Source organism: Catalinimonas alkaloidigena, assembly GCF_900100765.1.
GTDB lineage: Bacteria > Bacteroidota > Bacteroidia > Cytophagales > Flexibacteraceae > Mooreia > Mooreia alkaloidigena.
Genome location: NZ_FNFO01000003.1, coordinates 738222 through 761040 on the forward strand (window position 1 = coordinate 738222; position 22819 = coordinate 761040).

The 22819-nt window shown below is 57.3% G+C and carries 20 protein-coding genes and 1 riboswitch; of the genes, 8 read left to right on the plus strand and 12 right to left on the minus strand.

What is annotated here, in order from left to right; genetic code table 11:
* Positions 1–12 precede the first annotated feature (12 nt).
* Both BLR44_RS10310 and BLR44_RS10315 read right to left on the minus strand, forming a co-directional pair.
* Complete coding sequence (locus BLR44_RS10310) at positions 13–1512, minus strand: hypothetical protein (protein ID WP_089681619.1); 1500 nt, start codon at positions 1510–1512, stop codon at positions 13–15.
* The gene (locus BLR44_RS10315; protein WP_176955978.1) at positions 1505–2527 is read right to left on the minus strand and encodes an alpha/beta hydrolase; all 1023 of its coding nucleotides are present in this window, start codon (positions 2525–2527) and stop codon (positions 1505–1507) included. Before BLR44_RS10315 ends, BLR44_RS10310 begins: the two co-directional genes overlap by 8 nt.
* A gap of 188 nt (positions 2528–2715) precedes the next feature.
* On the opposite strand from BLR44_RS10315, the gene BLR44_RS10320 reads away from it, so the two are divergent.
* From BLR44_RS10320 to BLR44_RS10335, 3 genes are all read left to right on the plus strand, one after another.
* Positions 2716–2997, plus strand: coding sequence for a YiaA/YiaB family inner membrane protein (locus BLR44_RS10320; RefSeq protein ID WP_089681621.1), 282 nt, complete (start codon positions 2716–2718; stop codon positions 2995–2997).
* Position 2998: 1 nt separating this feature from the next.
* A complete protein-coding gene (locus tag BLR44_RS10325) occupies positions 2999–3721 on the plus strand; it encodes a PspA/IM30 family protein (protein ID WP_089681622.1) in 723 nt (240 codons plus the stop codon).
* 364 nt (positions 3722–4085) lie between these two features.
* Complete coding sequence (locus BLR44_RS10335; RefSeq protein ID WP_089681624.1) at positions 4086–4805, plus strand: sterol desaturase family protein; 720 nt, start codon at positions 4086–4088, stop codon at positions 4803–4805.
* 3 nt (positions 4806–4808) lie between these two features.
* On the opposite strand, the gene BLR44_RS10340 is transcribed toward BLR44_RS10335, so the two are convergent.
* The gene (locus BLR44_RS10340) at positions 4809–6302 is read right to left on the minus strand and encodes a T9SS type A sorting domain-containing protein (protein ID WP_089681625.1); all 1494 of its coding nucleotides are present in this window, start codon (positions 6300–6302) and stop codon (positions 4809–4811) included.
* A 172-nt stretch (positions 6303–6474) separates the two neighbouring features.
* A complete protein-coding gene (locus tag BLR44_RS10345) occupies positions 6475–8976 on the minus strand; it encodes a TonB-dependent receptor (protein ID WP_089681626.1) in 2502 nt (833 codons plus the stop codon).
* A 55-nt stretch (positions 8977–9031) separates the two neighbouring features.
* A riboswitch (TPP riboswitch) is annotated at positions 9032–9134 on the minus strand.
* A 101-nt stretch (positions 9135–9235) separates the two neighbouring features.
* Here BLR44_RS10345 and BLR44_RS10350 point away from each other — a divergent pair.
* On the plus strand, positions 9236–11575 hold the full coding sequence (locus tag BLR44_RS10350; protein WP_089681627.1) for an alginate lyase family protein: 2340 nt from the start codon (positions 9236–9238) through the stop codon (positions 11573–11575).
* On the opposite strand, the gene BLR44_RS10355 is transcribed toward BLR44_RS10350, so the two are convergent.
* From BLR44_RS10355 to BLR44_RS10375, 5 genes are all read right to left on the minus strand, one after another.
* The gene (locus BLR44_RS10355) at positions 11576–12616 is read right to left on the minus strand and encodes a M28 family peptidase (protein ID WP_089681628.1); all 1041 of its coding nucleotides are present in this window, start codon (positions 12614–12616) and stop codon (positions 11576–11578) included. It lies immediately after the preceding gene.
* Between the two features lie 6 nt (positions 12617–12622).
* On the minus strand, positions 12623–14116 hold the full coding sequence (gene cysS / locus BLR44_RS10360; RefSeq protein ID WP_089681629.1) for a cysteine--tRNA ligase: 1494 nt from the start codon (positions 14114–14116) through the stop codon (positions 12623–12625).
* A 49-nt stretch (positions 14117–14165) separates the two neighbouring features.
* Positions 14166–15389: an endonuclease/exonuclease/phosphatase family protein gene (locus BLR44_RS10365; protein WP_089681630.1), complete on the minus strand. Its 1224-nt coding sequence runs from the start codon at positions 15387–15389 to the stop codon at positions 14166–14168.
* Positions 15390–15403: 14 nt separating this feature from the next.
* Positions 15404–16459, minus strand: a complete 1056-nt coding sequence (locus tag BLR44_RS10370) for an endonuclease/exonuclease/phosphatase family protein (RefSeq protein ID WP_089681631.1) — start codon at positions 16457–16459, stop codon at positions 15404–15406.
* Positions 16460–16549: 90 nt separating this feature from the next.
* Positions 16550–17965 (minus strand): PQQ-dependent sugar dehydrogenase, encoded by a 1416-nt coding sequence (locus BLR44_RS10375; protein ID WP_089681632.1) that lies wholly within the window; start codon positions 17963–17965, stop codon positions 16550–16552.
* A 169-nt stretch (positions 17966–18134) separates the two neighbouring features.
* On the opposite strand from BLR44_RS10375, the gene BLR44_RS10380 reads away from it, so the two are divergent.
* Entirely contained in the window at positions 18135–18413 is a 279-nt protein-coding gene (locus BLR44_RS10380; protein ID WP_176955979.1) for a DUF4235 domain-containing protein, read from the plus strand.
* 46 nt (positions 18414–18459) lie between these two features.
* Here the strand turns inward: BLR44_RS10380 and BLR44_RS10385 are convergent, their stop codons facing one another.
* Positions 18460–18975 (minus strand): DUF4112 domain-containing protein, encoded by a 516-nt coding sequence (locus BLR44_RS10385; protein ID WP_089681634.1) that lies wholly within the window; start codon positions 18973–18975, stop codon positions 18460–18462.
* Between the two features lie 46 nt (positions 18976–19021).
* On the opposite strand from BLR44_RS10385, the gene BLR44_RS10390 reads away from it, so the two are divergent.
* Positions 19022–19573, plus strand: coding sequence for a hypothetical protein (locus BLR44_RS10390; protein ID WP_089681635.1), 552 nt, complete (start codon positions 19022–19024; stop codon positions 19571–19573).
* On the opposite strand, the gene BLR44_RS10395 is transcribed toward BLR44_RS10390, so the two are convergent.
* Together BLR44_RS10395 and BLR44_RS10400 are read right to left on the minus strand one after the other, a co-directional pair.
* On the minus strand, positions 19574–20785 hold the full coding sequence (locus tag BLR44_RS10395; RefSeq protein ID WP_089681636.1) for an S-adenosylmethionine:tRNA ribosyltransferase-isomerase: 1212 nt from the start codon (positions 20783–20785) through the stop codon (positions 19574–19576).
* 11 nt (positions 20786–20796) lie between these two features.
* On the minus strand, positions 20797–21300 hold the full coding sequence (locus tag BLR44_RS10400; protein ID WP_089681637.1) for an inorganic diphosphatase: 504 nt from the start codon (positions 21298–21300) through the stop codon (positions 20797–20799).
* A 95-nt stretch (positions 21301–21395) separates the two neighbouring features.
* Here BLR44_RS10400 and BLR44_RS10405 point away from each other — a divergent pair, with 95 nt between their 5' ends.
* Together BLR44_RS10405 and BLR44_RS10410 are read left to right on the plus strand one after the other, a co-directional pair.
* Positions 21396–22067, plus strand: coding sequence for an NAD(P)H-dependent oxidoreductase (locus BLR44_RS10405; RefSeq protein ID WP_089681638.1), 672 nt, complete (start codon positions 21396–21398; stop codon positions 22065–22067).
* A gap of 83 nt (positions 22068–22150) precedes the next feature.
* Positions 22151–22816 (plus strand): porin family protein, encoded by a 666-nt coding sequence (locus tag BLR44_RS10410; RefSeq protein ID WP_089681639.1) that lies wholly within the window; start codon positions 22151–22153, stop codon positions 22814–22816.
* The last annotated feature ends 3 nt before the right edge of the window (positions 22817–22819 follow it).

Consider the following 22819-nt stretch of genomic DNA (forward strand, 5'->3'; position numbering starts at 1 on the left):
TTGCCCGCTACCTTATAAAAGGTGCGTCAGCTCACGTAAGACTTCTGCGTAGGGCCGGCGCACCATTTTTGCTTTCAGCCAGGCATAAAACTGCATTGACTGCAAATCTTCCTGCTCGGTCGGCGCAAACGCGAAAGACGCCTCTACGTCCTGCTGAAACGCTTCGTGGGTGACCTGCGTCGGCTGGGCCAGCATTTTTTTCAGGAACTGTAGGTAGACGCGCACGTTGGCGTAAGCCGGTTGCTGTAGCCACTTCCCCAGTCGGCGGTCGATGCTCCGTAGTTTCTGCTCGACCAGATCCGGATCGCCTAGTTCGTAGTGCAGGATGAGCTCGCTCAGATTGCGCTTCAGCACCCACTCTTTCCCCATCTTTTTTTCGCACCAGCCGTCCGTATGACGAATCGCTTGCAACACGCGGTTGGCCTGCCGGTAGTCGCCCGTCTGGAACAGATAGAAGGCGAGATTCAACCGGGCATTCAATTGCACCGGAACAGGTAAGGCGGAGTGTTGAAGCAACGCTTCGAGTTGGGCGATGGCGGCGGGCAATTCCCCCAGCATCGCCTGATTGGCCGCCCGTAGTAAAGCCGATGCGGGCTGGAACTGCGGATGGTGCTTGTGCGCCAGCAACGGTTGCAGCGACGCTAGCGTGTCGAGCGACGCGCGAAATTTCCGGTTGCGGTACTGTACGTGAGCGATCAGGTAGAGCCAGCCCACCTGCAACGACCAGTGGTGCGGACCGAAGCCCGGCTCGGCGGCGACCTGTCGATACCGTTCGAGCAGAAAGGGTTCGAACGCGTAAAAATCCTTCCGCACCAGCACCGCACTGCGCGCCATCTGCACCAGTTGAAACGCCAGCCGCGGCCGCTTTCCAACCACACCCGTCAGGTCGTAGGTCCGCAATACTTCTTCCACAATCGCTTCGAAATCCAGCACCAGCCCTTGTTGCTTGGCGTTCTGTAGCCGCTGCCGGATCACACTGTAGGCCACCGTGGCCCGCGCTTCTTCGTCCACCCGCTGCCGGTTCGCCTGCCAGCGCGTAATCAGCTCTTCCAGCGGCTCGGCCCCGTCGCTGTCGGCGTGCTCCAGTTGCCGGTGCAACACGGTTTGTAACAGATCGAACTGTTCGCGCTCCTCCGCCTGTTGGGCCGCTTTTCGCAGAAACTGCCACGCCAGCGCATCGTGCCCGCTTTCCAGCAGGTATTCGGCCAGGGAGAGTAGCCCGGTGATGGAAGCGGTCTGGGCCTGATCGTCCTGCCACCGTTTCAGCAGGATAAATTCGATGACCTGTTGCAGCAACCGTTGGCGCACGGCGTAATACGCGACCGGGTTGGGCGCTTCGGGGTAAAGGCGCTGACTCAGCTCTTCGGTCGAAACGTCGCGCGCCTGCCGCAGTAGTCGGAAGAGTTGCAAATCTTTCCGGTCTTTCCGCGTGCGCTGGCGTTGCACAAACTGCGCGAAGCGCTTCTGCTCCTCGGCCGAAAACGTCGCGATGATGGTTTTCAGGTCATCCATGCGGAAAAAGAATGGGTCGCAACACCGAAGCAGTCATCGAGATGGCTTCGTCCGATTGGTCAAACGCTTCAATGGAAAGAAAGCCGTGGATCATGGTTTCGTACACCACCAACTGGGTCGGCACGCCCGCTGCCTGTAACTTCTTCGCGTAGGCTTCGCCCTCGCTGCGCAACGGGTCGAATCCGGCCAGCACCACCAGCGCGGGCGGCAAGTTTTCAAATTCCTTCGCCAGCAGGGGAGAAGCGTAGGGACGAGAGCGGTCGGCCGTGTCGGGCAGGTACTGCCGCGTGTACCATTGGATGCGTTCCGTGGTGATGCCGTAGTCCCGTCCGTAGCGCTGGTGCGAGGGCGTGGCAAAGTCGAGCGACTGGGTCGCCGGATAGAACAGTACCTGATAAGCAATCGATGGGCCGTGGCGGTCGCGCGCCATCTGGGCTACCACCGCCGCGAGGTTTCCGCCTGCGCTGTCGCCCATCACCGCCAGGCGCGTGCTGTCGCCCCCGAGCGCCGCCGCGTGCTGCGCCACCCAGCGAAGCGCGGCGTACGCATCGTTGGCCGCGGCGGGAAACGGATGCTCCGGCGCGAGTCGGTAATCAACCGAAACGATGATGGCGCCGGTTTTCTGGGCGAGGCGGGCGCAGACTCCATTGTATTCATCGAGGCTCCCGAACACAAAGCCTCCGCCGTGGAAATACAAAACCACGGGCAGCGCTGACGCTTCCGGCTCGGTTGCCGGAAAGTACAGCCGGAGGGGCAACTTCCCCGCTTCCGCCGAAAGGAAGGTATCGACCACTGCCGCGATACGCGCCCGGTACGCATCGCTCAGCTTCAGGTCTTCTTCCGCAAACCGGGCGCGCAATTGCGCAACGGGTTGAGTGATATCGGGCGGCGTGTACACCAGACGTAACCCGATGGTGGCTTTGTAGTCGAGTGGGCCGTAAGGCGTCTGCGTCCACCGGTAGACCACCAGCGCCACCACGCCAATCAAGGTAAGCAGCACGATCCCGGCAAGCATTGCCGCCTGTCTTATGCCTCGATATTGCATTCTTTAATGTCTAATCGATATAGATTCAAGATATTGATTATCAAACAGTTGTTGTGAAATCACATTGTTTGCTGGCATCTAATCTAACGGATTTTCGGTTCGCGATCCGTAGTCCTGTGCTCTACCTTCGTTCCTGTTCACACTAAAACACGAATGTTATGGACAATCATCTTTTGAACAAGAACACCGCCGCCTACCGCTTCATGACGTGGGCCTCGTTTGTACTGGCCCTGGGACTGACCCTCGGGGGCGTTTGGCTGATGGAATCCCCAAGCTGGATGAAGTTTTACCTCGTGATGGGCGTCTTCTTCCTGATCAGTTCTGCCTTTACCCTCGCCAAAACGCTGCGCGACGATTTCGAGAACGAACGCCTCGTCAACCGCCTGAGCGGGGCGAAGACCGAAAAGATATTGAAGGAATACGAAGACATGACCTACTAACATGAGAGACTTATGGAAACGACTGGCCCGCATCCGTCAGGCCGAACTGCACGTGGCCGTCGACCGCCTGGAAGACCCGGTGGTGATGACGCCGCAGGGCATCCGCGAACTGAAAGCCGACCTGGCGCGTGCCCTGCGCGGACTGGCGTCGATCAAGGGGGCGCTGCAACGTACCCGCCGCGAAGAGGAACAGGCGCAACAACAGGCGGCCTCGTACGAAGAGAAAGCAACGCAACTCCTGCAAAAAAGTGCGGACGGTGCGGTGGAGCCTGCCCTGGCCGACCGCCTCGCGACCGAAGCGCTGAGTCGCCAGCAGGAACACCAGCACCGCGCCGACCGCCTGACCCTGGAGCGGGAGAAACTGGAAATGTCCGTCCGTAAAATGGAATGCCAGGTACAACAGATGCAGGAGCACATCCAGACGTGGCAGAACGAATACCGCGTGTTGCGCGCGCGCTCCACCGTGAGTCAGGCCATCCAACAGGCCGAACGCCACCGCCTGCCCCTCGCCAGTTCGGACACGACCGAGATGCTGGAGCGCATGCGCGACAAGGTCGACGAGCAGGAAGCGCTGGCCAACGCCTACGGACAACTGGCCGATGCCGATCAGTGCCTCGACCGGGAAATCGACAAGACCCTGAAACAAGACGAAGCTTCAGCCGCTCTGCAAGCCCTGAAAAGCAAACTGGGTTTGAAGCGAGCAAACGGCGACGCAAAAGACTGATCACAGTTCAACCGTCGGAAAATAACTTCCGGCGGTTCTTTTTTCACTCACCAACGCAAAAGCGATGCATTCAAAAATCAAATACCAATCCTGGCTGATTTTTCTCAGCGGTTTTCTGACATTGTCTATGACAACCATCCTACCCGTGGCTGGAGGAGGCGCTTCGATAATTCTACTCTACAGTGTTCCCTTCTTGATTGGCCTAGGACTAGTCCTTGCCTTACTCTATCATTGGCTGGCGAAGAAAATCAAGCCCGCATTTTGGCGCAATGTCTACTTCGTTGCTAACCTGGGCATCATCATCACGCTTACCTTTCTGATTTTTCCTTGGCGATAGGCGATCATCTTTCTAAAAAGCACTACCATGCTAACTATCATTTTTATCGTTTTTGGTGGCTGTTTTGTGATCGAGCGGCTCATGCCCGGTTGGACATTACCGGAAGTACCGACCTGGACCATCCGGGTACTGGGCGTCAACTTTGTGCAATTGGGTATCGTGACGCTGGCGGGCGTAACCTGGGAACGGTGGTTTTCGGCCTGGAGCCTTTTTCATTTGTCCGATCAGGTAGGACCCGCCTGGGGCGGCGTTATCGCTTACTTCATTGCGACCTTCATTTTCTATTGGTGGCACCGCTGGCGGCATACAGTCGATTTTCTGTGGACGCGATTTCATCAGATTCACCATTCGCCGCAACGGATCGAGGTGATCACCTCTTTCTACAAACACCCGCTGGAGATGACGGTCAATTCCCTGATCGGCAGTCTGTTGGTCTACACGCTCTTGGGTTTAAGTCTGGAAGCGGGGGCGGTCTATACGCTATGCACCGCGCTGGGCGAGTTTTTCTACCATACCAACGTAAAGACGCCGCAGTGGATCGGCTACATTTTCCAGCGACCCGAAATGCACCGGATTCACCACGAATACAACAAGCACACGAACAACTATGGCGACATTGTCTGGTGGGACATGCTGTTCGGGACGTACGAGAATCCCAAAGAATTCAGGACCTCGTGCGGTTTCGACAACGAGAAAGAACAGCGACTATTTGAGATGCTACAATTCAAAGATGTGCATAAAGAATAGCTTTCATTGTTTAATCACTTTCTGGGTGGCGCGGTAACGGCCCTGCGAAATTTCCACGAAGTAAATCCCCGCCGGGAGGTTCGCGACCGTGAGGTCAATGGGCTGGGTCGCCTCGTGCCGCTCGAACTCGGCTTTGTGCCAGTTCTTGCCCATGCTGTCCAGAATCCGAAGGTGCCAGTCGCCGGTCTGTTCTTCCGAAAAGGTCAGGTGCAATTGGTCGGCGGCAGGATTGGGGTAGGCGGTCAGTGTGCCGGAGATGTCCACCAGATTGGAAGAGGCCAACAGCACGTTGTTCAGAATCAGCCGGTAGCCAGGCGAGTTGGGGTGCTGACTGATGTCGGTATCCGGATCACCTACGAGATGCTGGTAATCTTCCGGATCGTGCCCGCCCAGAAAAACCCAGTGCCCTTGTCCGTAATTGCCGTAAATCATCCGGGCTTCTTCAACCGAAGTGGGTTCCGCTAACACGGTAACCTCCGGTTTGATCAAAGTCTTTTTGAAGGCCGTCGTCTGGCCCATAAAGCCTTTGATGAATCGCTGGTGATTTTGGGTAAGCATCGCCGCCACCGGCTGCAGTTGTGCCGAAAATTGATGCAATTGAAAGGTATCGTTCTTTTCGCTTACTCTCCGTTCCATCATCACATGATCGATTGTCGAGAACTCGTACTCCCGCCAGTCCTGACTGATCTGGAAGTTCTGGAACGCAAACGTTTGGGTGAAATCAAGCCGATCAAAGTCCGCTGTGTTCATGGAGTCTCCATCGTACATCACATCGTGGACGTCTAATCCTTCGGTCGCCAGCGCAATGTCGTAGGTATCTGTACCCGCACACATCGCGAACAAAAAGCCGCCCTTCTGGCAGAAATTGCGGATTCTACGCGCGACGGCACCCTTCAGTTGAGGGGTATTGGCGAAACCGTATTGCGAAGCGATGGCTTGATCTTCATCATATTGTGTCTTGTACCAGGGCTGATCTTTAAAGGAAAGGTGAAATTTTCCATGTTGTCCGGTAAAATCTTCGTGATGCACGTGCACCCAGTCGTATTGATCCAATTTCCCTTCCAGCACGTCTTCCTGCCTAATTTCTTCGAAAGGAATCTCTGCATAAGACAATACAGACTCCACAATGTTGCCCGTCACGTTGCCTTTCACCTGATACAAAGCAATGCGGGGCGCACGCGACAGCAGAAGGGCAGTGGTTTCGGGGCCGTCGTTGTCGAGTGAAGTGCGGAGGCGTTTGGCTTGTTCGTCGGTCAGCACCTCAAATGCCACCTGCCGCTGGCGCAAGTCGCCCGCCAGTTCCGTGCGTTCCGGCAACAGAAAGCTGCCGCCCCGGTAATTGAGCAGCCAGTAAACGGGGACACGGTGCTTGAGCGTCTGAAACGTGACGCCGTAGGCTTTCAGGTGATTGGTCTGCGCCTCGTCCATCGGGATCAGCAGGTGGTTCGCAAAGGCGGGCGTAGCCAGGAGCAGGAAGAGGGTAAAAAGTTTTCGCATGGCAGGGAGAGAGGTGGTAACATCAAGGTAGAAAATTTATCGACCAGTTTCAACCTGTTCACCTCTGGTAAACAGACTTTTATCGGTGATGCTCGCCCACAAAAAAGGCGGGCGCGAAGAGAAAAGAGACTCGTCGCAGCCCGCCCGTGGGTGGTGTAGAGGACTAAAAAGGTTAGAACCGTGCCGTCAGGCCCAGCAGAAAATTGGTACCCGCCTGCGGATAGACAAAGTTGTTGTTGGTGAGGTTGATACCACTTTCGCCCTGGAAGAGCGTCAGATACGTATAGCCGTTCGAGGAATACATCGTGTTGAACACGTTGTTCACCAGCAGCGTCAGGTTGATTTCCTTCGCGCCCAGCGCCGCCAGCGAGTAGCTCGCCCGCAAGTCATTGACCAGGTACGCATCCAGTTTACGCGTCTCGTTTTGCGTATTGTCCAGGTACTGGTCACCCACGTATTTGGTCAGCACCGCCAATTCCAATCCTTCCACGGGAGTAATTTGCAGGCTGGACGCCCCGATCACCGACGGCGAAAACGACATGGTGGTGTTGGTGTAGACAAGTGTAGTGTCGCCTACCACGTCGTAATACGCATCATAGACGTAATTCAGCTCCCGGAACTCGTCGATCTTGTTGAGGCTGAAAGTCGCGTTCAGGTTCCAGGTCAGCCAGTCGACCGGGCGGAGGGCCGCCACCAGTTCCACGCCGGTGCGGTAACTGCGAGGGACATTGACCATCAGCGGACTGCCCACGTCGTTCAATTCGCCTGTCTGAATCAACTGATCTTTGTACTGCATCAAATAGTAATTCACGCTCCACGAGGCCCGCGTCGACTGTTCGCGGTAACCCGCTTCCAGGTCGTACAGGGTTTCGGCAGTCGGCAAACTCCCCGCGGGGGCATCGACCAGGTTGGTGCGGCTCGGCTCCCGGTTTGCCACGCTAAACGACGCGTACAGACTGCGACGGTCGTTCCACTGGTAGTTCAGGCCCAGTTTGGGATTGAAGAAATCATATTGCGTCGACAGATCCAGCGTCCGCTGGTCGTTGTCGGTGCCACCGATGTCGTAGCCGATCGTGCGGTATTGCAGATCCAGAAAGCCGCTCAGCGCATCGGTGAACTGGTAATTCGCCTTCGAATACACGTTGAAGTCCGACTTCAGGCCGTTGCCCTGGTAATACCGATCGCCTAGATTATGATCGCTCGCGTACTGTGCCCAGATAATTTCGCCGTAGTGGTCGCCGTCGTACCGGTTCCAGCCGCCGCCGACCGTCGCGCTCAGGCGTCCTTCGGTGTAATTTGCCGAAAACACCGTTCCGTAGAAGTGGTTGTCGAGCCAGCGCCGCCGCACCAGGTCCGTCTCGGTCAGCGTATCGTTTCCGAGCACGACGTTCGACAATTGGTAAGCGGCAAAATCTTCCCCGACTTTGTACTGTTCGTAATAGCCGAGGCCGCGCGTGTAGAACCCGGCGATGTTCAGGTTGAGTGACGGGGAAAGTTCCTGCGTCAGAAACAGTTGCGCGTGGTCCTGCTGGTAATGGTCCACTTCGTTGTTGTACGCCGGAAACTGCTGGAAAAAGTCGGTGCCCGCGTAGTTCAGCGTGCGTCCGGCGGTGCGGAGGTACTGGGCATTTGCGTCCGAAGGCCAGTTCAGGCCGATGAATTCCTCAATGCCGGCGGCATCGCCTTTGGCCACCGCTTCGGGCACGCCGTTCCAGGCCTGGTACGTCTCTTCAAAACCGGAGAAGACGTTCAGCTTCACGACCGTTTTTTCGCCGTAATACCCCGCTGAGGTGAAGAACGATTTCAGGTCGGAGCGCGCCCGGTCGATGTAGCCGTCGGACGAGATTTTGGACAGACGCCCGTCGAAGGCCCAGTGGCCGCCGAGCAAGCCGGTGCCCACCCGAACGGTGTGTTTCCAGGTGTTGTATGACCCGAACGAGTTGCTCACCTGCGCGTAAGGCTCGCGCTCCAGCGTGTTGGTCTGGATGTTGACCGTCGCGCCGAACGCGCCCGCCCCGTTGGTCGAGGTGCCGACGCCCCGCTGAATCTGGATGCTCTGGACGGACGAGGCAAAGTCGGGCAGGTCGACAAAAAACGTTCCCTGCGATTCGGCATCGTTGTACGGAATGCCGTTGATGGTCACGTTCGTGCGCGTCGGGTCGCTGCCCCGGATGCGGATGCTGGTGTAGCCGACGCCCGCCCCCGCGTCCGACGTGCTCACCACCGAAGGGGTCAGTTGCAGCAGTTGCGGAATGTCCTGCCCCAGATTCATCTTCTGGATCTGCTCCCGGTCTACGTCCGTGTACGCGACCGCACTCCGTTCCGTCACCCGCGTCGAAGAAACGACCACCTCTTCGGTCAGGGTAGTACTTCGCTGCAGGGTGATTTGCAGTTCGGAGGGAGAGGGAACCGCGATTTCCTCGGTATAGGCATCGTAGCCGACATACGTGACGCGCAGGTCGTAGCTCCCGGCCGGTAAATTCTGGATCGTAAATTCTCCCTCGGGACCGACGTAGGCGGCGCGGTAGGTGTTGACGATCACGACGTGGGCACCCGTCAGCGGCTCCTGCGTTTCCGCATCGACCACGGTACCCGATAGATTTTGTGCCATCAGGGGCACGAAGCTTCCCAGCAGCAGCATCGTGCTGAAAAGCGCTTTCCGTACAAATTGCATTAAGATTTTGGAAAAAATTGAAACATCGCGAACAGCCAGGGGAACGGCTGTCCTGTTCCGTATTACCATACGTTCCCTTCGCCGGTACTAACCGGATCAGGTTCAATGGGTATGATCTCAGCCCGTTTGTTACATGCAGGGCACCCCGTGCCGCAAAGGTAGAGAACCCGCGTCGGAAAGCAAATGCACCGGATGGAGAACCAAAAAGAGTAGGAAAATGCCGTTGCGCTATTCTTTGGGGTACAACCCTTGTCGACTTATGCACCACGCTCTCCGTTTTCTGCTGTTTCTTCTACTCCCCATTGCCTGCCACCCACCTGCCGTTCACGAAACTGCCGAGGTGCCGCTTCCCCTTCACGAGTCGCTGCAACGTGCGCAGACGCAACTGATGCGCGTCGCCACGCTCTACCAGGATTCGGCCGGACTGCCCCGTACGACTCGTCCGGACGGTTCGGTACGGCTGTTGGCGAGCGATGACTGGACAAGCGGCTTTTTTCCGGGCACCCTGTGGTTGCTTTACGAATACACGGCCGATCCGGCCGTGCAGCAGATGGCGATGCAGTACACGGCTCGGCTGGCGAAAGAACAATACAATCGCGGGACGCACGACCTGGGCTTTATGCTCTACAACAGCTACGGAACGGGGTATGCCCTGACGGGCGATGAAGCGTATCGCGACGTGCTGGTGCAGGGTGCGCGCGCGTTGATGAGCCGGTTTCGACCTGCCACGGGGACAATCCGTTCGTGGGATCACCACGCCACTCAGTGGCAATATCCCGTGATCATCGACAACATGATGAATCTGGAGCTGTTGTTTGCAGCCACCCGCCTCACGGGCGACTCATCGTTTTACCGCGTAGCGTATCAACACGCCCTTACCACCCTGCGCCACCATTTCCGTTCCGATTTCAGCTCGTACCACGTGGTGGACTACGACACGACGAGTGGCGAGGTGCGGCAGCGGCAAACCCACCAGGGTGCGGCCGACGAGTCGGCCTGGGCACGGGGGCAGGCGTGGGGTTTATACGGGTTTACGGTGGCTTACCGGGAAACGGGCGACGCGCAATTTCTAGCGCTGGCGCAGCGCATTGCGACGTTTGTGTTGGAGCATCCGCACCTGCCCGACGACAAAATACCATACTGGGACTTCGATGCTCCCGACATTCCCGACGCACCCCGCGACGCGTCGGCGGCGGCTATTCTCGCTTCGGCGTTGCTCGAATTGAGCGCGTATTCCCCGGATATGCAGGCGACCTACCGCCAGACGGCGCGGACCATCCTGCAAACGCTGTCGGCCCCTCCGTACCGGAACACCGCCCCGGACGCCAGCTTTCTGCTGTCGCACAGCGTTGGCCATTTTCCTGAGCACAGCGAAGTGGATGTGCCGCTCAACTACGCCGATTACTATTACGTGGAGGCGCTGTTGCGATTGCACTATGGAGAGGAACAGCGCCGTCTGGCGACGCAACACCCGCGTATTTTCCTGACGACACCTGCCCGGTTGTCGCGTGCAAAGCAGCTGCTGCCGACCGACGAACGTAGCCGCGCGGCCTTGACCTTACTGCGTGAAGAGGCGGATGCGATGGTGCAGAACGGTCCCTATTCGGTGATGGAAAAGGCGTTTCTTCCGCCCAGTGGCGACAAGCACGATTACCTCAGCATGGGCATTTACTGGTGGCCTGATTCTACTAAACGCGACGGGCTTCCCTACGTCCGACGCGACGGTCAGATCAACCCCGAAGTGCGTGCCATTTCCGATGCTACCTATTTCAAGAACGTGGTGGAAGAAAGCTTCCAACTCGCGCTGGTCTACGTTTTTACCGGCGAAGAGGCTTACGCAGCACACGCCGCCGACCTGATTCGTCATTGGTTTCTGACGCCCGAGACGCGCATGAACCCACACCTGAACTACGGGCAGGGCGTACCGGGACACGCCGAAGGGCGACCCTATGGCATTATCGAAACGCGCGACCTCATCAAGGTGGTGGATGCAATCGGGCTGTTGCAGCAAACTGCCTTCTGGACGCCCGCCGACGAAGCCGCCATGCAGGCGTGGTGCCAAGCGTACCTGCGGTGGTTACGCACCAGCCGCATCGGGCAGGAAGAGCGCGACACGCACAACAACCACGGCACCTGGTACGACGGACAGGTGGTCACCCTGGCGCTGTACACCGGACAGCCGCGGATCGCGCGGCAAACTGCCCTGGCCTTTCGAACGCGCCGCCTCGACCCGCAACTGGCTCCCGACGGTAGCCAGCCCGAAGAACTGGCCCGTACGCGGTCGTGGGACTATAGCATCATGAATTTGCGGGCGATGCTGAACATGGTGTACCTGGCCGATCAGGTCGGAGTGAATCTGTGGTCCTACGAAACGGCGCAAGGCAGCGGCATTCCGGCGGCGCTTCGGTATTTACAACCCGTAGCGCGGGGCGAACGTGAGTGGACCACTACGCAGATTCATCCTCTGCAACCAGAAAAACTGTGGCCGCTGGTGCAGATGGCCGCCAGTCGCGAGACCAACACGTTTGCGGCGCAGCCAGAAGGAGAACCTTCAGAAGCGTACGCGCAGGAATTGCTCTACTATCCGGCGCAGCAGTGACTAGGCACCGACCGGTCCGGCTTCCTGAAAGAGCGTTTGCAGCAGGGTTTGCCCGACGGCCTTAAGCGTTTCGCGGTTGATGTGCTCCAGCGTATCCTCGTGCGTGTGCCAGTGCTCGTAGAAGTAATCGTCGTGGACCGGATCGTACTGGATGATGTCAATCATCGGGATGCGCGCGATGCGGTTGACGTAATAGTGCTCGTCGAGCAAGCCGCTGGCCGTTTGGTACGAGAAATAAGAAGAGTACCCGAGTTGAGTGCCGATCTTCCATACCCGGTCAACGACCGACGGCGCCGCCTGCATGGAAATTTCGTCGCGCGCAAATTGCGCTCCTTCCGCCCCGACCATATCGAGCAGAATGCCGTAGTAAAAGCCCTTGCGGTGCGGATTTTTGGCCCAGTGCTGTGCGCCCAGGCACCACGTATCCTGTTTCCCGGCCCCGTCGCGTTCGCTTTCAGGTTGGCCGTAGTCTTCCGCATCGGTAAAAATGATGTCTACCCCCAAGTTCTGCGGCAGGTTCGATGCCTGAAGCACCCGTGCTACTTCCATCAGCACCGCTACGCCACTGCCGCCGTCGTTTGCGCCTTCGATGGGTTCGCGCTGCCGCACCGAATCCTGATCGGCATAAGGACGTGTGTCCCAGTGTGCCATTAGCAGGATGCGCTTGTTGGCCTGTGGATTCAGGGTACTGATGATGTTGCGGCCGTTCAGGACCGTTTCGTCCCAGGCCGTAGCCTCGAAATTTTGCTCTTGTACCTCCCAGCCGATGCCCCGCATGTAGTTGACCAGGTAATCGCCGCACTGCCGGTGCGCGGGCGTATTGGGTACGCGCGGGCCGAACGCCACCTGTGCTTCGACAAACGCATAGGCCGAGTCGGCATTGAAGTCGGGGGCCTGAACCAATGCCGCTGGGGGAGGGCTATTTTCGGTGGTCTGAGACGTTTTTGTATCGTCGCACGCGCTGACCAGAAGCATCATTCCGAGCCCAAAGGCCAGGGCTTTTCCGGTGGGTACGGTACTGGTGCTAAGCGATCTCTTCATGCGTTACTATTCCTCGTAGGCCCACTCGACGCCCTGTTTGGTATCTTTGATAATTAACCCTTGCTGGCGAAAATCGGCCCGAATGCGGTCGACGCGGTCGTACGCTTTGGAGGCTTTGGCTTCCCGGTACATTTCCAACAGCGCACTGATCAGGGTGGTCTGGTCTTCGGCGCGTTCTTCGCGCAACCCCAGCACTTCGGTAACGAACGTACCGAACGTTTCTTTCATCCGCTCGAACGTCGCGCGGCTAACCGTACCGATGGTTTCGGGGTTCACGGCAAACGAGTTGATCCGTTTTACCAGATTGAACAACGCCGCGATGGTTACGGCCGTGTTGAAGTCGTCGTTCATGCCCTGATAGCACTGGTCGCACAATTGCGTGATCTGTTGTGCCAGCTTTAGGTTCAGGGTTTCTTCTTCGGCCGGGTAGTCCAGCTTGTGCAGCGCCAGCAGGCCGTTCATCATCTTTTTGTAGCCTTTGCGGGCCGCCACCAACGCCTCGTTCGAGAAATCGAGCGTGCTGCGGTAATGCGCCTGCAAGACGAAAAAGCGGATGGTCATGGGCGTATACGCCTGGTCGAGCAGTTCATGGTCGCCCGAGAAGAACTGGTGCAGGTTGATGAAGTTGTTCAACGAACGTCCCATTTTCTGTCCGTTGATCGTGATCATGTTGTTGTGCATCCAGTAGCGTACCGGCGCTTCGCCGTGCGAGGCTTTCGACTGGGCAATTTCGCACTCGTGGTGCGGAAACATCAGGTCCATGCCCCCGCCGTGGATGTCGAACTGCGTGCCCAGGTACTTGCCGCCCATCACCGAGCATTCCAGGTGCCAGCCCGGAAACCCTTCGCTCCAGGGCGACGGCCACCGCATTAGGTGTTCGGGAGAGGCGCGCTTCCAGAGGGCAAAATCGAGCGGATTGCGTTTTTCGCTTTGCCCGTCGAGGGTGCGTGTGCCGGTCATCAGGTCATCAATCACCCGCCCTGACAGTTCGCCGTAGCTGCCGTTGGCCTCCTGGTATTTGTTGACGTCGAAATACACCGAGCCGTTCACCTCGTACGCAAAGCCGTTGGCCAGAATGGCCTCGATCATCCCGATCTGTTCGGTGATGTGCCCGGACGCGCGCGGTTCAATGCTGGGCGGCCAGGTGTTGAGCGCGGCCATGTCGGCGTGGTAGCGGTTGGTGTAGTACTGCACCACTTCCATCGGCTCCAGTTGTTCCAGCCGTGCCCGTTTGGCAATGCGGTCTTCGCCTTCGCCCGCTACTTCGTCGGACAGGTGCCCCACGTCGGTGATGTTCCGCACGTAGCGCACGCGGTACTTGAGGTGCGTCAGGTAACGAAAAACGGTGTCGAACGTGATGGCCGAGCGGGCGTGCCCCAGGTGTGCTTCGCCGTAGACCGTAGGACCGCAGACGTACATGCCTACGAAAGGAGGATTCAGGGGCTGAAAATCTTTCTTTTGGCGCGAAAGTGTATCGTAAATTTTTAGGGACTGAACCATGGCGGAACGCAAACCTCTCGGGATTGAAACGGCTGCAAAAATAGCAAAATTACCCGGCGGGAAGCGAGTAGGTCCCCTCAATCGGAAAATGCTCGGAGTAGGGCACCGACCGCAGGGTTTCAAAATGGTGAATCTGGAAGACCGGGTCGTAGAACTGATTGTCGAGTCGTAGAAAAAACAACTTGCCGTTGTAGGTAAAACCAAAGCCGTTACCCGCCTCCTCGAAGGCGCTCAGCATCTGCTTTTTGAGCCGGAAATAGGTGTACGAGTAGGGGAGGTCGTTAAAGTCGCCGCACACAATGGCCGGATAAGGACTGTTGGCGATGTGTTCCTTCAACAGGTCGATCTGTTCGCCCCGCACGCGGGTGCCCCGCCGGATTTTTCCCAGCGCCGTCTGTACGCTCTGCAACCACTTTTCGGACGAGTTGGCCGAAAACAGCGATGCTTCGTTGATCGTCATCGATTCCAGGTGAAGGCTGTACACGCGCACCGTGTCGTTGGCGACTTTGATGTCGGCGAACAGCCCCCGGTTCAGGTCGCTCTGCTTCCCGACAATTACGTCGCCCCCGCGCACAATTGGATACCGCGAGAAGATGGCCACGCTGTGGAAGCCGCCTTCGTCCTGGTAGTTTTTGATGGGCGTCATGTAGTAGTAAGGCCGCCCGCTGCTGATCAGCCGCTCGACGGTGTTGTAAATCGACGACGAGTCGTTGTTGTAAAATTCCTGCAGGCAGAGGATGTCCGCCTTGCTGTTGGTGACCCACTCCACCATCGGGAGGGCGTTTTCTTTGCCGATGTACTTTAAGTAGTGCCGCCCCGAAATGAACGTACTGACGTTGTAACTCAACACGTTGAAGGTCCGGCTACTGTCGGTGACCGGGGGCAGTTCTGCCGGGCGAATCGACACGGTTGCCGAGATGAACGGCGCGCCTGCAATGAGCAGCCCGAGCGGCCACACCGCCAGCGAAGGGCGTACCATCAGCCACAGCAAAATCAGCAGAAGGTTGAACCCCAGCAGCATGGGCAGGCCCAGCGACAAAAACGCGCCCGGCCAGAATACCTGCGGCGAAATGTGCGTAAAGTAGTACGAGGCCAGCGTAGCGACCGTCGACAACACCGTCAGGAAGAGTAACCCGTGATAGACCGACCTTTTGCGGACGTAAACGGCGTTCGAGAACATAGTCGAATAAATCTTTACGGAAATGCTGGTAGCGTTGTAAAAAATGGCTCCCCGGCTGCTCTGCTCTTTAGACTCTACGTAAGAAGCGCCCAAAGATTACACCTTTTTTAATTTTCCCGGGCAGATTTAAAGGTATAGGCCGCCTTCACTGGATAATGGTCGGACCAGATAGCATTATAAAAAGTCTCGTACCCCACTACGTTGAAACGCTGGTCGGCAAACTGGTTGTCGATCCGTAAAAAAGGCAGGTTGCCCGCGTAAGAAACGCCGAGCCCGTGTCCGGCCTTTTCGAATGCGTTTTGCAGTTCGTTGTTGAGTCGGTAGTACGTGTGGCTGTACGGCAGATCGTTCAGGTCGCCGCAGACCAGCACCGGATAAGGACTGGTTTTGATGCTTTCTTCCAGCGCCCGCATCTGCCGCCCGCGTTCTTCGAATCCGCCGCGCAATTTATCGGTCACACTGGAGGCGTGTTTGCGCATTTCTTCTTCCGACACATCCAGATTTAGTTCTTCGGCGCTGATGCGCATAGATTGCAGGTGGATGTTGTACACCCGCACCATGCCCTTCGGCAGGCGGATGTCGGCGTAGATGATCTGATTGTTGGTGGCTTTGCTCAGTTCCAACGTGCCCTGGTAAATAATGGGATGTGTACTGAAAATCGCCATGCCGAACTGCCCTTTCCGCTTGGTGGTGACCCACGGCGAAAAATAGTAGTGGTTCAGCGGACCGTGGCTGATGCGCGCGATGGCGCTGAACTTGTCGGAGCCGTTCTGGTTATAAAATTCCTGCAGGCACACGATATCGGCACGGGTCTGGCTGACCCACCGGATCATCTCTTCCGACGAAGCACTGTGGTACAGGTTAAACGCCCGTACGTTGTAGGTCATCACCGTAAAGTCGGGCGGCGGGGCGTCTTCGTCCTGTGGGGAAAAGGCGATGGTAGCCTGAATAAACCGGTAACCTAACAGCAGCACCGCCACCGAGTACAACGCCCGCAGTGGGCGGGTCACCAGCCAATAGAGCGCAAAAATGACGTTTAGCACCAGCGTAATAGGAATCGCCAGGGCCATGAACCCGGCCCACCAGGCGCGTTCCGGGTTGATATACGAAGCAAGGTAAGCCAGGAACGTAACGACCAAAAGCACTACGTTCAAGGTGGTCATCAGAGCAATCCGCACAGTAGGACAATAATACCATTTCCCTGGTGTTACGGGAAAGGCTTTTCAGCACATTTTCGGCCGATAAAATACAAATTATTGTCGGACCAATCGCAGGGTCTGCAACCCGGACGAGGTAGTTAGTTGGGCGATGTACACTCCTGAAGGCAAGTGACGGGCTGCATAATCGACCTGGCGTGTACCGGGCGTGACGCGTTCGTTGCGGAACAAGGTGTCGACGTGCCGTCCCTGATGGTCGAAAAGCTGCAACGTTGCTTTGTCGGTAGCCTGGGTGTTGATGGTAAACTGAAAGGCCGCCCCGCCGGGGTTGGGCTGCACCGAGAAATCAAGGGGCGTCATGGAAGAACGCGATGGCGTAGGAGTGACCTCTACGAGCTGATACAGTTTACCCTGGCGGTAGTTGGCTACGTACAGTTCGCCGGCGGCATCGAGGCCGAAGGTGGAAATGTTACCGTTCATCTTCAAAAGGAACGGGCTCGTATCAGACACCGCTACGGCGTCGAGCGACCAGATGCGACCGCTGACGTAGTCACCGTAAATGTACTTTCCCTGCAGACTGGGCGCCGCCTGACCCCGGTACACCATCCCGCCTGTGATCGACACATCACCCTGGTCGTGGGAATACTCCCAGACGGGCAAACGCAGGTTGAGCCCCGCTGTGTCGCAGGTAGAGGGGTTGTAACACGCCGACGCTTCCATCAACCGCCAACCGTAATTCCCGCCTTTCTCCACCCGATCGATTTCTTCGATTTTGTTCTGGCCTACGTCGGCTACCCACAGCGTACCGGTTTCCGGATCGGGATAAAACTTCCAGGGATTACGCAAGCCGTAGGCATAGATTTCCGGCAGAAACCCTTCGTTATTGCCAGCATAAGGATTGTCGGCCGGAATGGCGTAGGGCCGTTCTCCTTCTGTCTGATTGACGTCAATGCGCAGCATTTTCCCCAGGATCGACTTTCGGTTTTGTCCGTTGTTCTGAGGATCGCCCCCGCTACCGCCGTCGCCCGTCGCGATGTAGAGGTAGCTGTCGGGGCCGAACCGCAGGCATCCGGCGTTGTGGTTTTCGAACGGCTGCGGAAACGTAATTAAAATGGTTTCCGACGAAGCGGCGGCGGTGCCTTCCGCACCGGCCTGAAAGCGAGAGATGCGCGTCGCCAAGTTGCCTGTGGTGTAGTTCACGTAGAAATAGCCGTTGGTGGCAAAGTCCGGATGGAACGCCAGCCCCAGCAAGCCCGCCTCGTTCGGAGAAGAGTTGACCTGGGGCGTGATGTCGAGCAACGTTTGCGTGGCGCTCGTGGCCGCATCGTTGGCAAACACTACAATCCGGCCGGGCTTTTCGACCACCGCCAGACGATCCTCTTCCCCGGGTACCGCTACGATGTCGACCGGCAAGTCGAAGGTAAGCTCGGGGAAGGCATCACGAAGTTCGTATTGCGCTTGTGCGTGCGGGGTGCAGCCCAACACCAGCAGAAGGAGAAAAAGTCGGTACATAAGAAAAGAGGTGTATGGTAAGGGTAGGTGATAAGTACGAAATTTTAGCGGCCGAAGATGCCTGCGCAACGCGTCGTTTAAAAAATGGCTTTCCTCGTATCCTAATGAAGATCAACCGGGTATATAAGAGAAACCAAAGAGAATCCTTACTCTATCTATAGATATGAAGATGTCTACACACGAAATTGCCTGGGGGTTGGCCAAGGCCGGCACCGTGGCCCTGACCAGCGTAGTGGTGCACAAGTTACTCGACGAGGCCTACGCAGTAATCCAGAAAGATCATCCCCCTAAAAATCCGGACTCGCCCGATACCGACTGGAAAGAAGCCGTGATCTGGACCATTTCGTCGGCGGTGCTGGCGGGGGTGACCAGCGTGCTGATGCGACGCGAGTTGGCGCGGGGATGGGTCAAACTGACGGGGTCCATGCCCCCCGGTATGGAAGAATAAGACGTTACGCACGAAAGCGCCTCCCGCAAGAGGCGCTTTTTTTGACTTAGCTGAAAATCGCTTCGGCTATTTCCCAGATGCCCCAGACGATCAGCGCCAGAATGCCCAGGAGGCCGAGGCCCGCAATGACGAGAATGCCTTTGCCACTGCCTTGGTGCTTGCCTTCCTCGTGGTATTCGCGCAACAGCTGCAGGTTGCGGTAGTTGGCTTTGTAGGTCGCATCGAAAATATCGCCCAGGATCGGAATGGCACCGATGGTCGCGTCGAGCAGAATGTTGCCCAGCATTTTGATGACCAGTTTCTGGCTGGCTCCGTGCCGGGCCATCGCCAGCAGCAGTGCGCCCGAAAAGCCGAACGAAATCAGATCGCCGGCTCCCGGAATCAGCCCCAGAAGTGGATCTAGCCCAAAGCGAAAATTGGTCCCGGGAATGCGAAACGCCGTGTCGAGCAACTTGGTCGTTTTCTCGATCCAGCCCAGGTGACGCAGGGCCGAGGGGCCTCCTGCCGTACGCGTGTGTCGGGAAGAAGCGGTATGTGGTTTTTTGTATGTCAACGGTTCCATGTACTTATAACGCAGCAACTGACAGCCAGGTTGGTTACCTTCGCTTATGCCCACACCTTCCGCCGATTTTCGACAGGCCATTCGCGCCCTGCCCGATCGTGAAAAAGAGAAGTTACTGTTACGTATTGTGCGCCGAGATGCCGATCTGTACGCGCAACTTGCCTTTGAGTTGGACCTGAGCAGCCGGGAGGAAGTGTACGACGAAACGGCGGCCGCCATTACCGAGATTATGGAGGTGGAGCCTGCGCGCCGCCCGTCGCGCGCCCTAACCCGCGCGATCCGCAAAGCCCGTGAGGCCATCGCGCGCTACAAGTACATCACCAACGACCTGAAGGGGGAAGTGGACCTGACGCTGCACATGCTGCGTTTTTGCTACGATCGTCATCACCGCCATTTCGATGACCGGTACGCGTCGTTTTACAAAACGACGGCCCGGCTGACGGTGCGCGTGGCACAATTGATCTGCCGTAAACTCCACGAAGATTACTACATCGAGTACGAACCCGACCTGGACTGGTTCCTGAGTTGGGCGTACAACCATCCGCGCCGCGAACGCCTCAACTTGGACTTGCCGCGCGCACTGGCAGACGTGAAATAACTAGCCGTTGGGCAGCAGCAGCGACGAGTCGCCGAAGCTGAGAAACCGGTAGTCGTGTTGGAGCGCTTCGTCGTAAATGCGCCGCCAGTCGGCTCCGACAAAAGCGGCGACCAGCAGAATGAGCGTAGACCCCGGCTGGTGATAGTTGGTGATAAGTCCCCGGCAGAGCTTGAAGTCGTAGCCCGGGTGGATGTAGATGCCCGTTTCGCCCCGCAAAATTTCCTGTCTCGTGCGGTCCAGGTAAGCTTCCACCGCCCGCAACGCTTCGGCTGCGGAAGGCTGTTGCGTGGCCGGAATCGAGTAGGCCAGTTGCTGGTCGATGCTAAACGTGCTTTGGGGATCGTGCAGGAGTTTCACCCCGAACCAATACAAACTTTCGAGCGTCCGCATGGAAGTTGTGCCCACGGCAACGATGTGCCCCAGGTGCTGCTGCAAATGCAATAGATTCTGTCGACTCAGTTCTACCTGCTCGCGGTGCATGGCGTGCTCGGTAACGAGTTCGGTTTTGATGGGCTGAAACGTCCCGGCACTGACGTGCAGCGTCAGGAAGTCCAGCGCAATGCCGCGGGTCTGCAACCGGGCCAGCACCTCGGGCGTGAAGTGCAGTCCGGCCGTCGGAGCCGCCACGGCCCCTTCCTGTTTCGAGTAGACCGTCTGGTACTGCGTCCGGTCCTGTTCGGTCACCGACCGTTTCAGGTAGGGGGGGAGTGGCATCTCGCCCGAAGCCGTCAACACTTCGGCAAAAGTGAGCGTTGCAGGGGTCCAGTGAAACGTAACGCGATCGGCCCCGGCCTGTTCGGCCCGAAGCGTAATGGTGCCTTGCGGCGTTTCCCACGTTTTTTCCAGCACTTCGCCCGCCTTCCAGCGCTTGCGGTTGCCCACCATCGCCTGCCAGGTGCAGGTGTCGGTCTGTTGCATGGCTTCGCTCATCACCGGACTGGGTTCCTGCGGATGCAGCAGAAATACTTCGATCTGCGCGCCCGTAGTCCGATGAAAAAACAACCGTGCCGGAATGACCTTGGTGTCGTTAAACACCAGCAGCGTCTGTGCGGGAAGCAGCGCGTCCAGGTCGCGAAATGTGTGGTGGGTGAGGGTCCCTTGCCGATAGACCAGCAACTTGGACGCATCGCGCGGCGTCAGGGGAAACCGGGCGATGCGTTCGTCAGGCAGTTCGTACTGGTAATCGGATAGAACCAGAGGGGGAATCCCCATGATGGATTAGATTAATGGCCCTGTTCCTTAAAGCGGATCTGAGCTTGTTTGATCTCTTCGATCGCGACGTCTACGTCGTGCCATCCTTCAATACCTACTTTCTTCTTTTCCAGATCTTTATACACCTGGAAGAAATGGCCGATCTCCACAATCATGTGCGGGTTGACAGTCTTCATGTCTTTCACGTGGCTCCAGTGTGGGTCGGTTACCGGAACGCACAGAATTTTGGCATCTGGGCCTTTTTCGTCGAACATTTTCAGCATGGCGACCGGCCGTACTTCGATCAGACAGCCCGGGAACGTCGGTGCCGTGACCAGCACCATCGCGTCGAGCGGATCGCCGTCTTCTCCCAAGGTGTTGGGGAAAAAGCCATAGTCGGTCGGGTAATGCACTGGCGAAAAGAGCTTCCGGTCGAACCGGATCATGTTCAGCGTGTGATCATACTCGTATTTGTTGCGACTTCCTTTCGGAATTTCAATGAGTACGTCCAGCGAAACTTTTTGTGTTGTATCCATAACTCGTCAATAATGCGGCAAAGGTATAGTCCATCGGGCAATCTGTCCGGGTTTCGGCGGCCTTTTCGAAGGGTTATGTAGTTTTGCGGCGTATCATGCAGGTTTTTATTGTTTACGCCCATCCTGAACCTCAGTCGTTTAACGGCGCTTTGCTGCACCAGGCACAGACTACGCTTGCCCAGCGCGGCCACGAGGTAACTGTCTCCGATTTGTACGCGCTGAAATTCGACCCTACGGCCGGCCGACACGATTTTACGACCGTGGCCGATCCGGAGCGATTTCGATACCAGGCCGAACAGAAACATGCGGCCCAGCACCAGGGATTTGTCGAGACCATTCGGCAGGAGCACGAAAAGCTTGCCGCCGCCGATGTGGTGATCTTCCAGTTTCCGCTCTGGTGGTTCGGCTTCCCCGCCATCTTGAAGGGATGGGTCGACCGCGTGTTGTCCTACGGTGTGGCCTACGGTGCGCCTGCCGGTGGGTCTTACAAGACGGGCCCGTACCGAGGCAAGCGTGCTATGCTCAGCCTGACGACGGGCAGCGCCGAACTCACTTTTGTGGCAGGCGGACGCCACGGTGACCTGAATACGCTGCTGTTTCCGATTCAGCACGGCATTCTACACTTTACCGGTATGGACGTGTTGCCACCGTTCGTAGCGTGGGCACCTCAGCACGCTACCGACGAAGAGCGGCAACGTTATCTGGCGCTGTATGCACATCGACTGAAGTTGATCGACCGCACGCCGCCGTTGTACGCGTTTCGATAAATACCTTTTGCGATAACCCTTCTTAGATCAGCCTCGTTTATTCCTTCATAACATACTGTATGGAAACTAAATCCAGCTAAATTATGAAGAATAGACACACGTTAGGAATGCTGATGGGCCTGTTGCTTGTGGCTTACCTCGCGCCTGTAGCCGCAAATGCACAAGACGGCGACGCTAAATTTGGACTAAAAGGCGGCTTGAACCTGTCGAATTTTTACAACGCCAGCGAAAACGTCACGGACCAAAACCTACAGCTAGGCTACCATGCGGGCCTGTTTGCGAAGGTGCCGTTGGTGGCGGGGCTTTCGCTTCAGCCGGAAGCGTTGCTGACTACGACCGGCACCAAGCGCGATTATGAGTTTGGCGGGGGCGGTTTGCTGACGCCGGGAGCCAGCACCATTCGCCTGAATCTCACCTATCTGCAAGTGCCCCTGTTGGCCGTGGTCAACCTGGGCGAGAACGTCAACCTGCACGCCGGGCCGTACGTGGCCTACCTGTTGGGTGCCAACGTCTCCAACGATTCAGAGAACGACAGTTACGATACGGTCGATGAAATTGACCGCGGCGATTTTAACGACCTGGATTTTGGCGTTGCGGCGGGTATCGGATTTGAACTGGACCCGCTGGTGATCGGCCTGCGCTATAACTATGGCTTGCGCGATGTAGGGAACGGCAGTGGCATTGCCGGAGAACTGACGGAAGATTCGCGCAACTCTTCGTTCCAGCTCTCGTTGGGCTTCGGTTTCTAAACC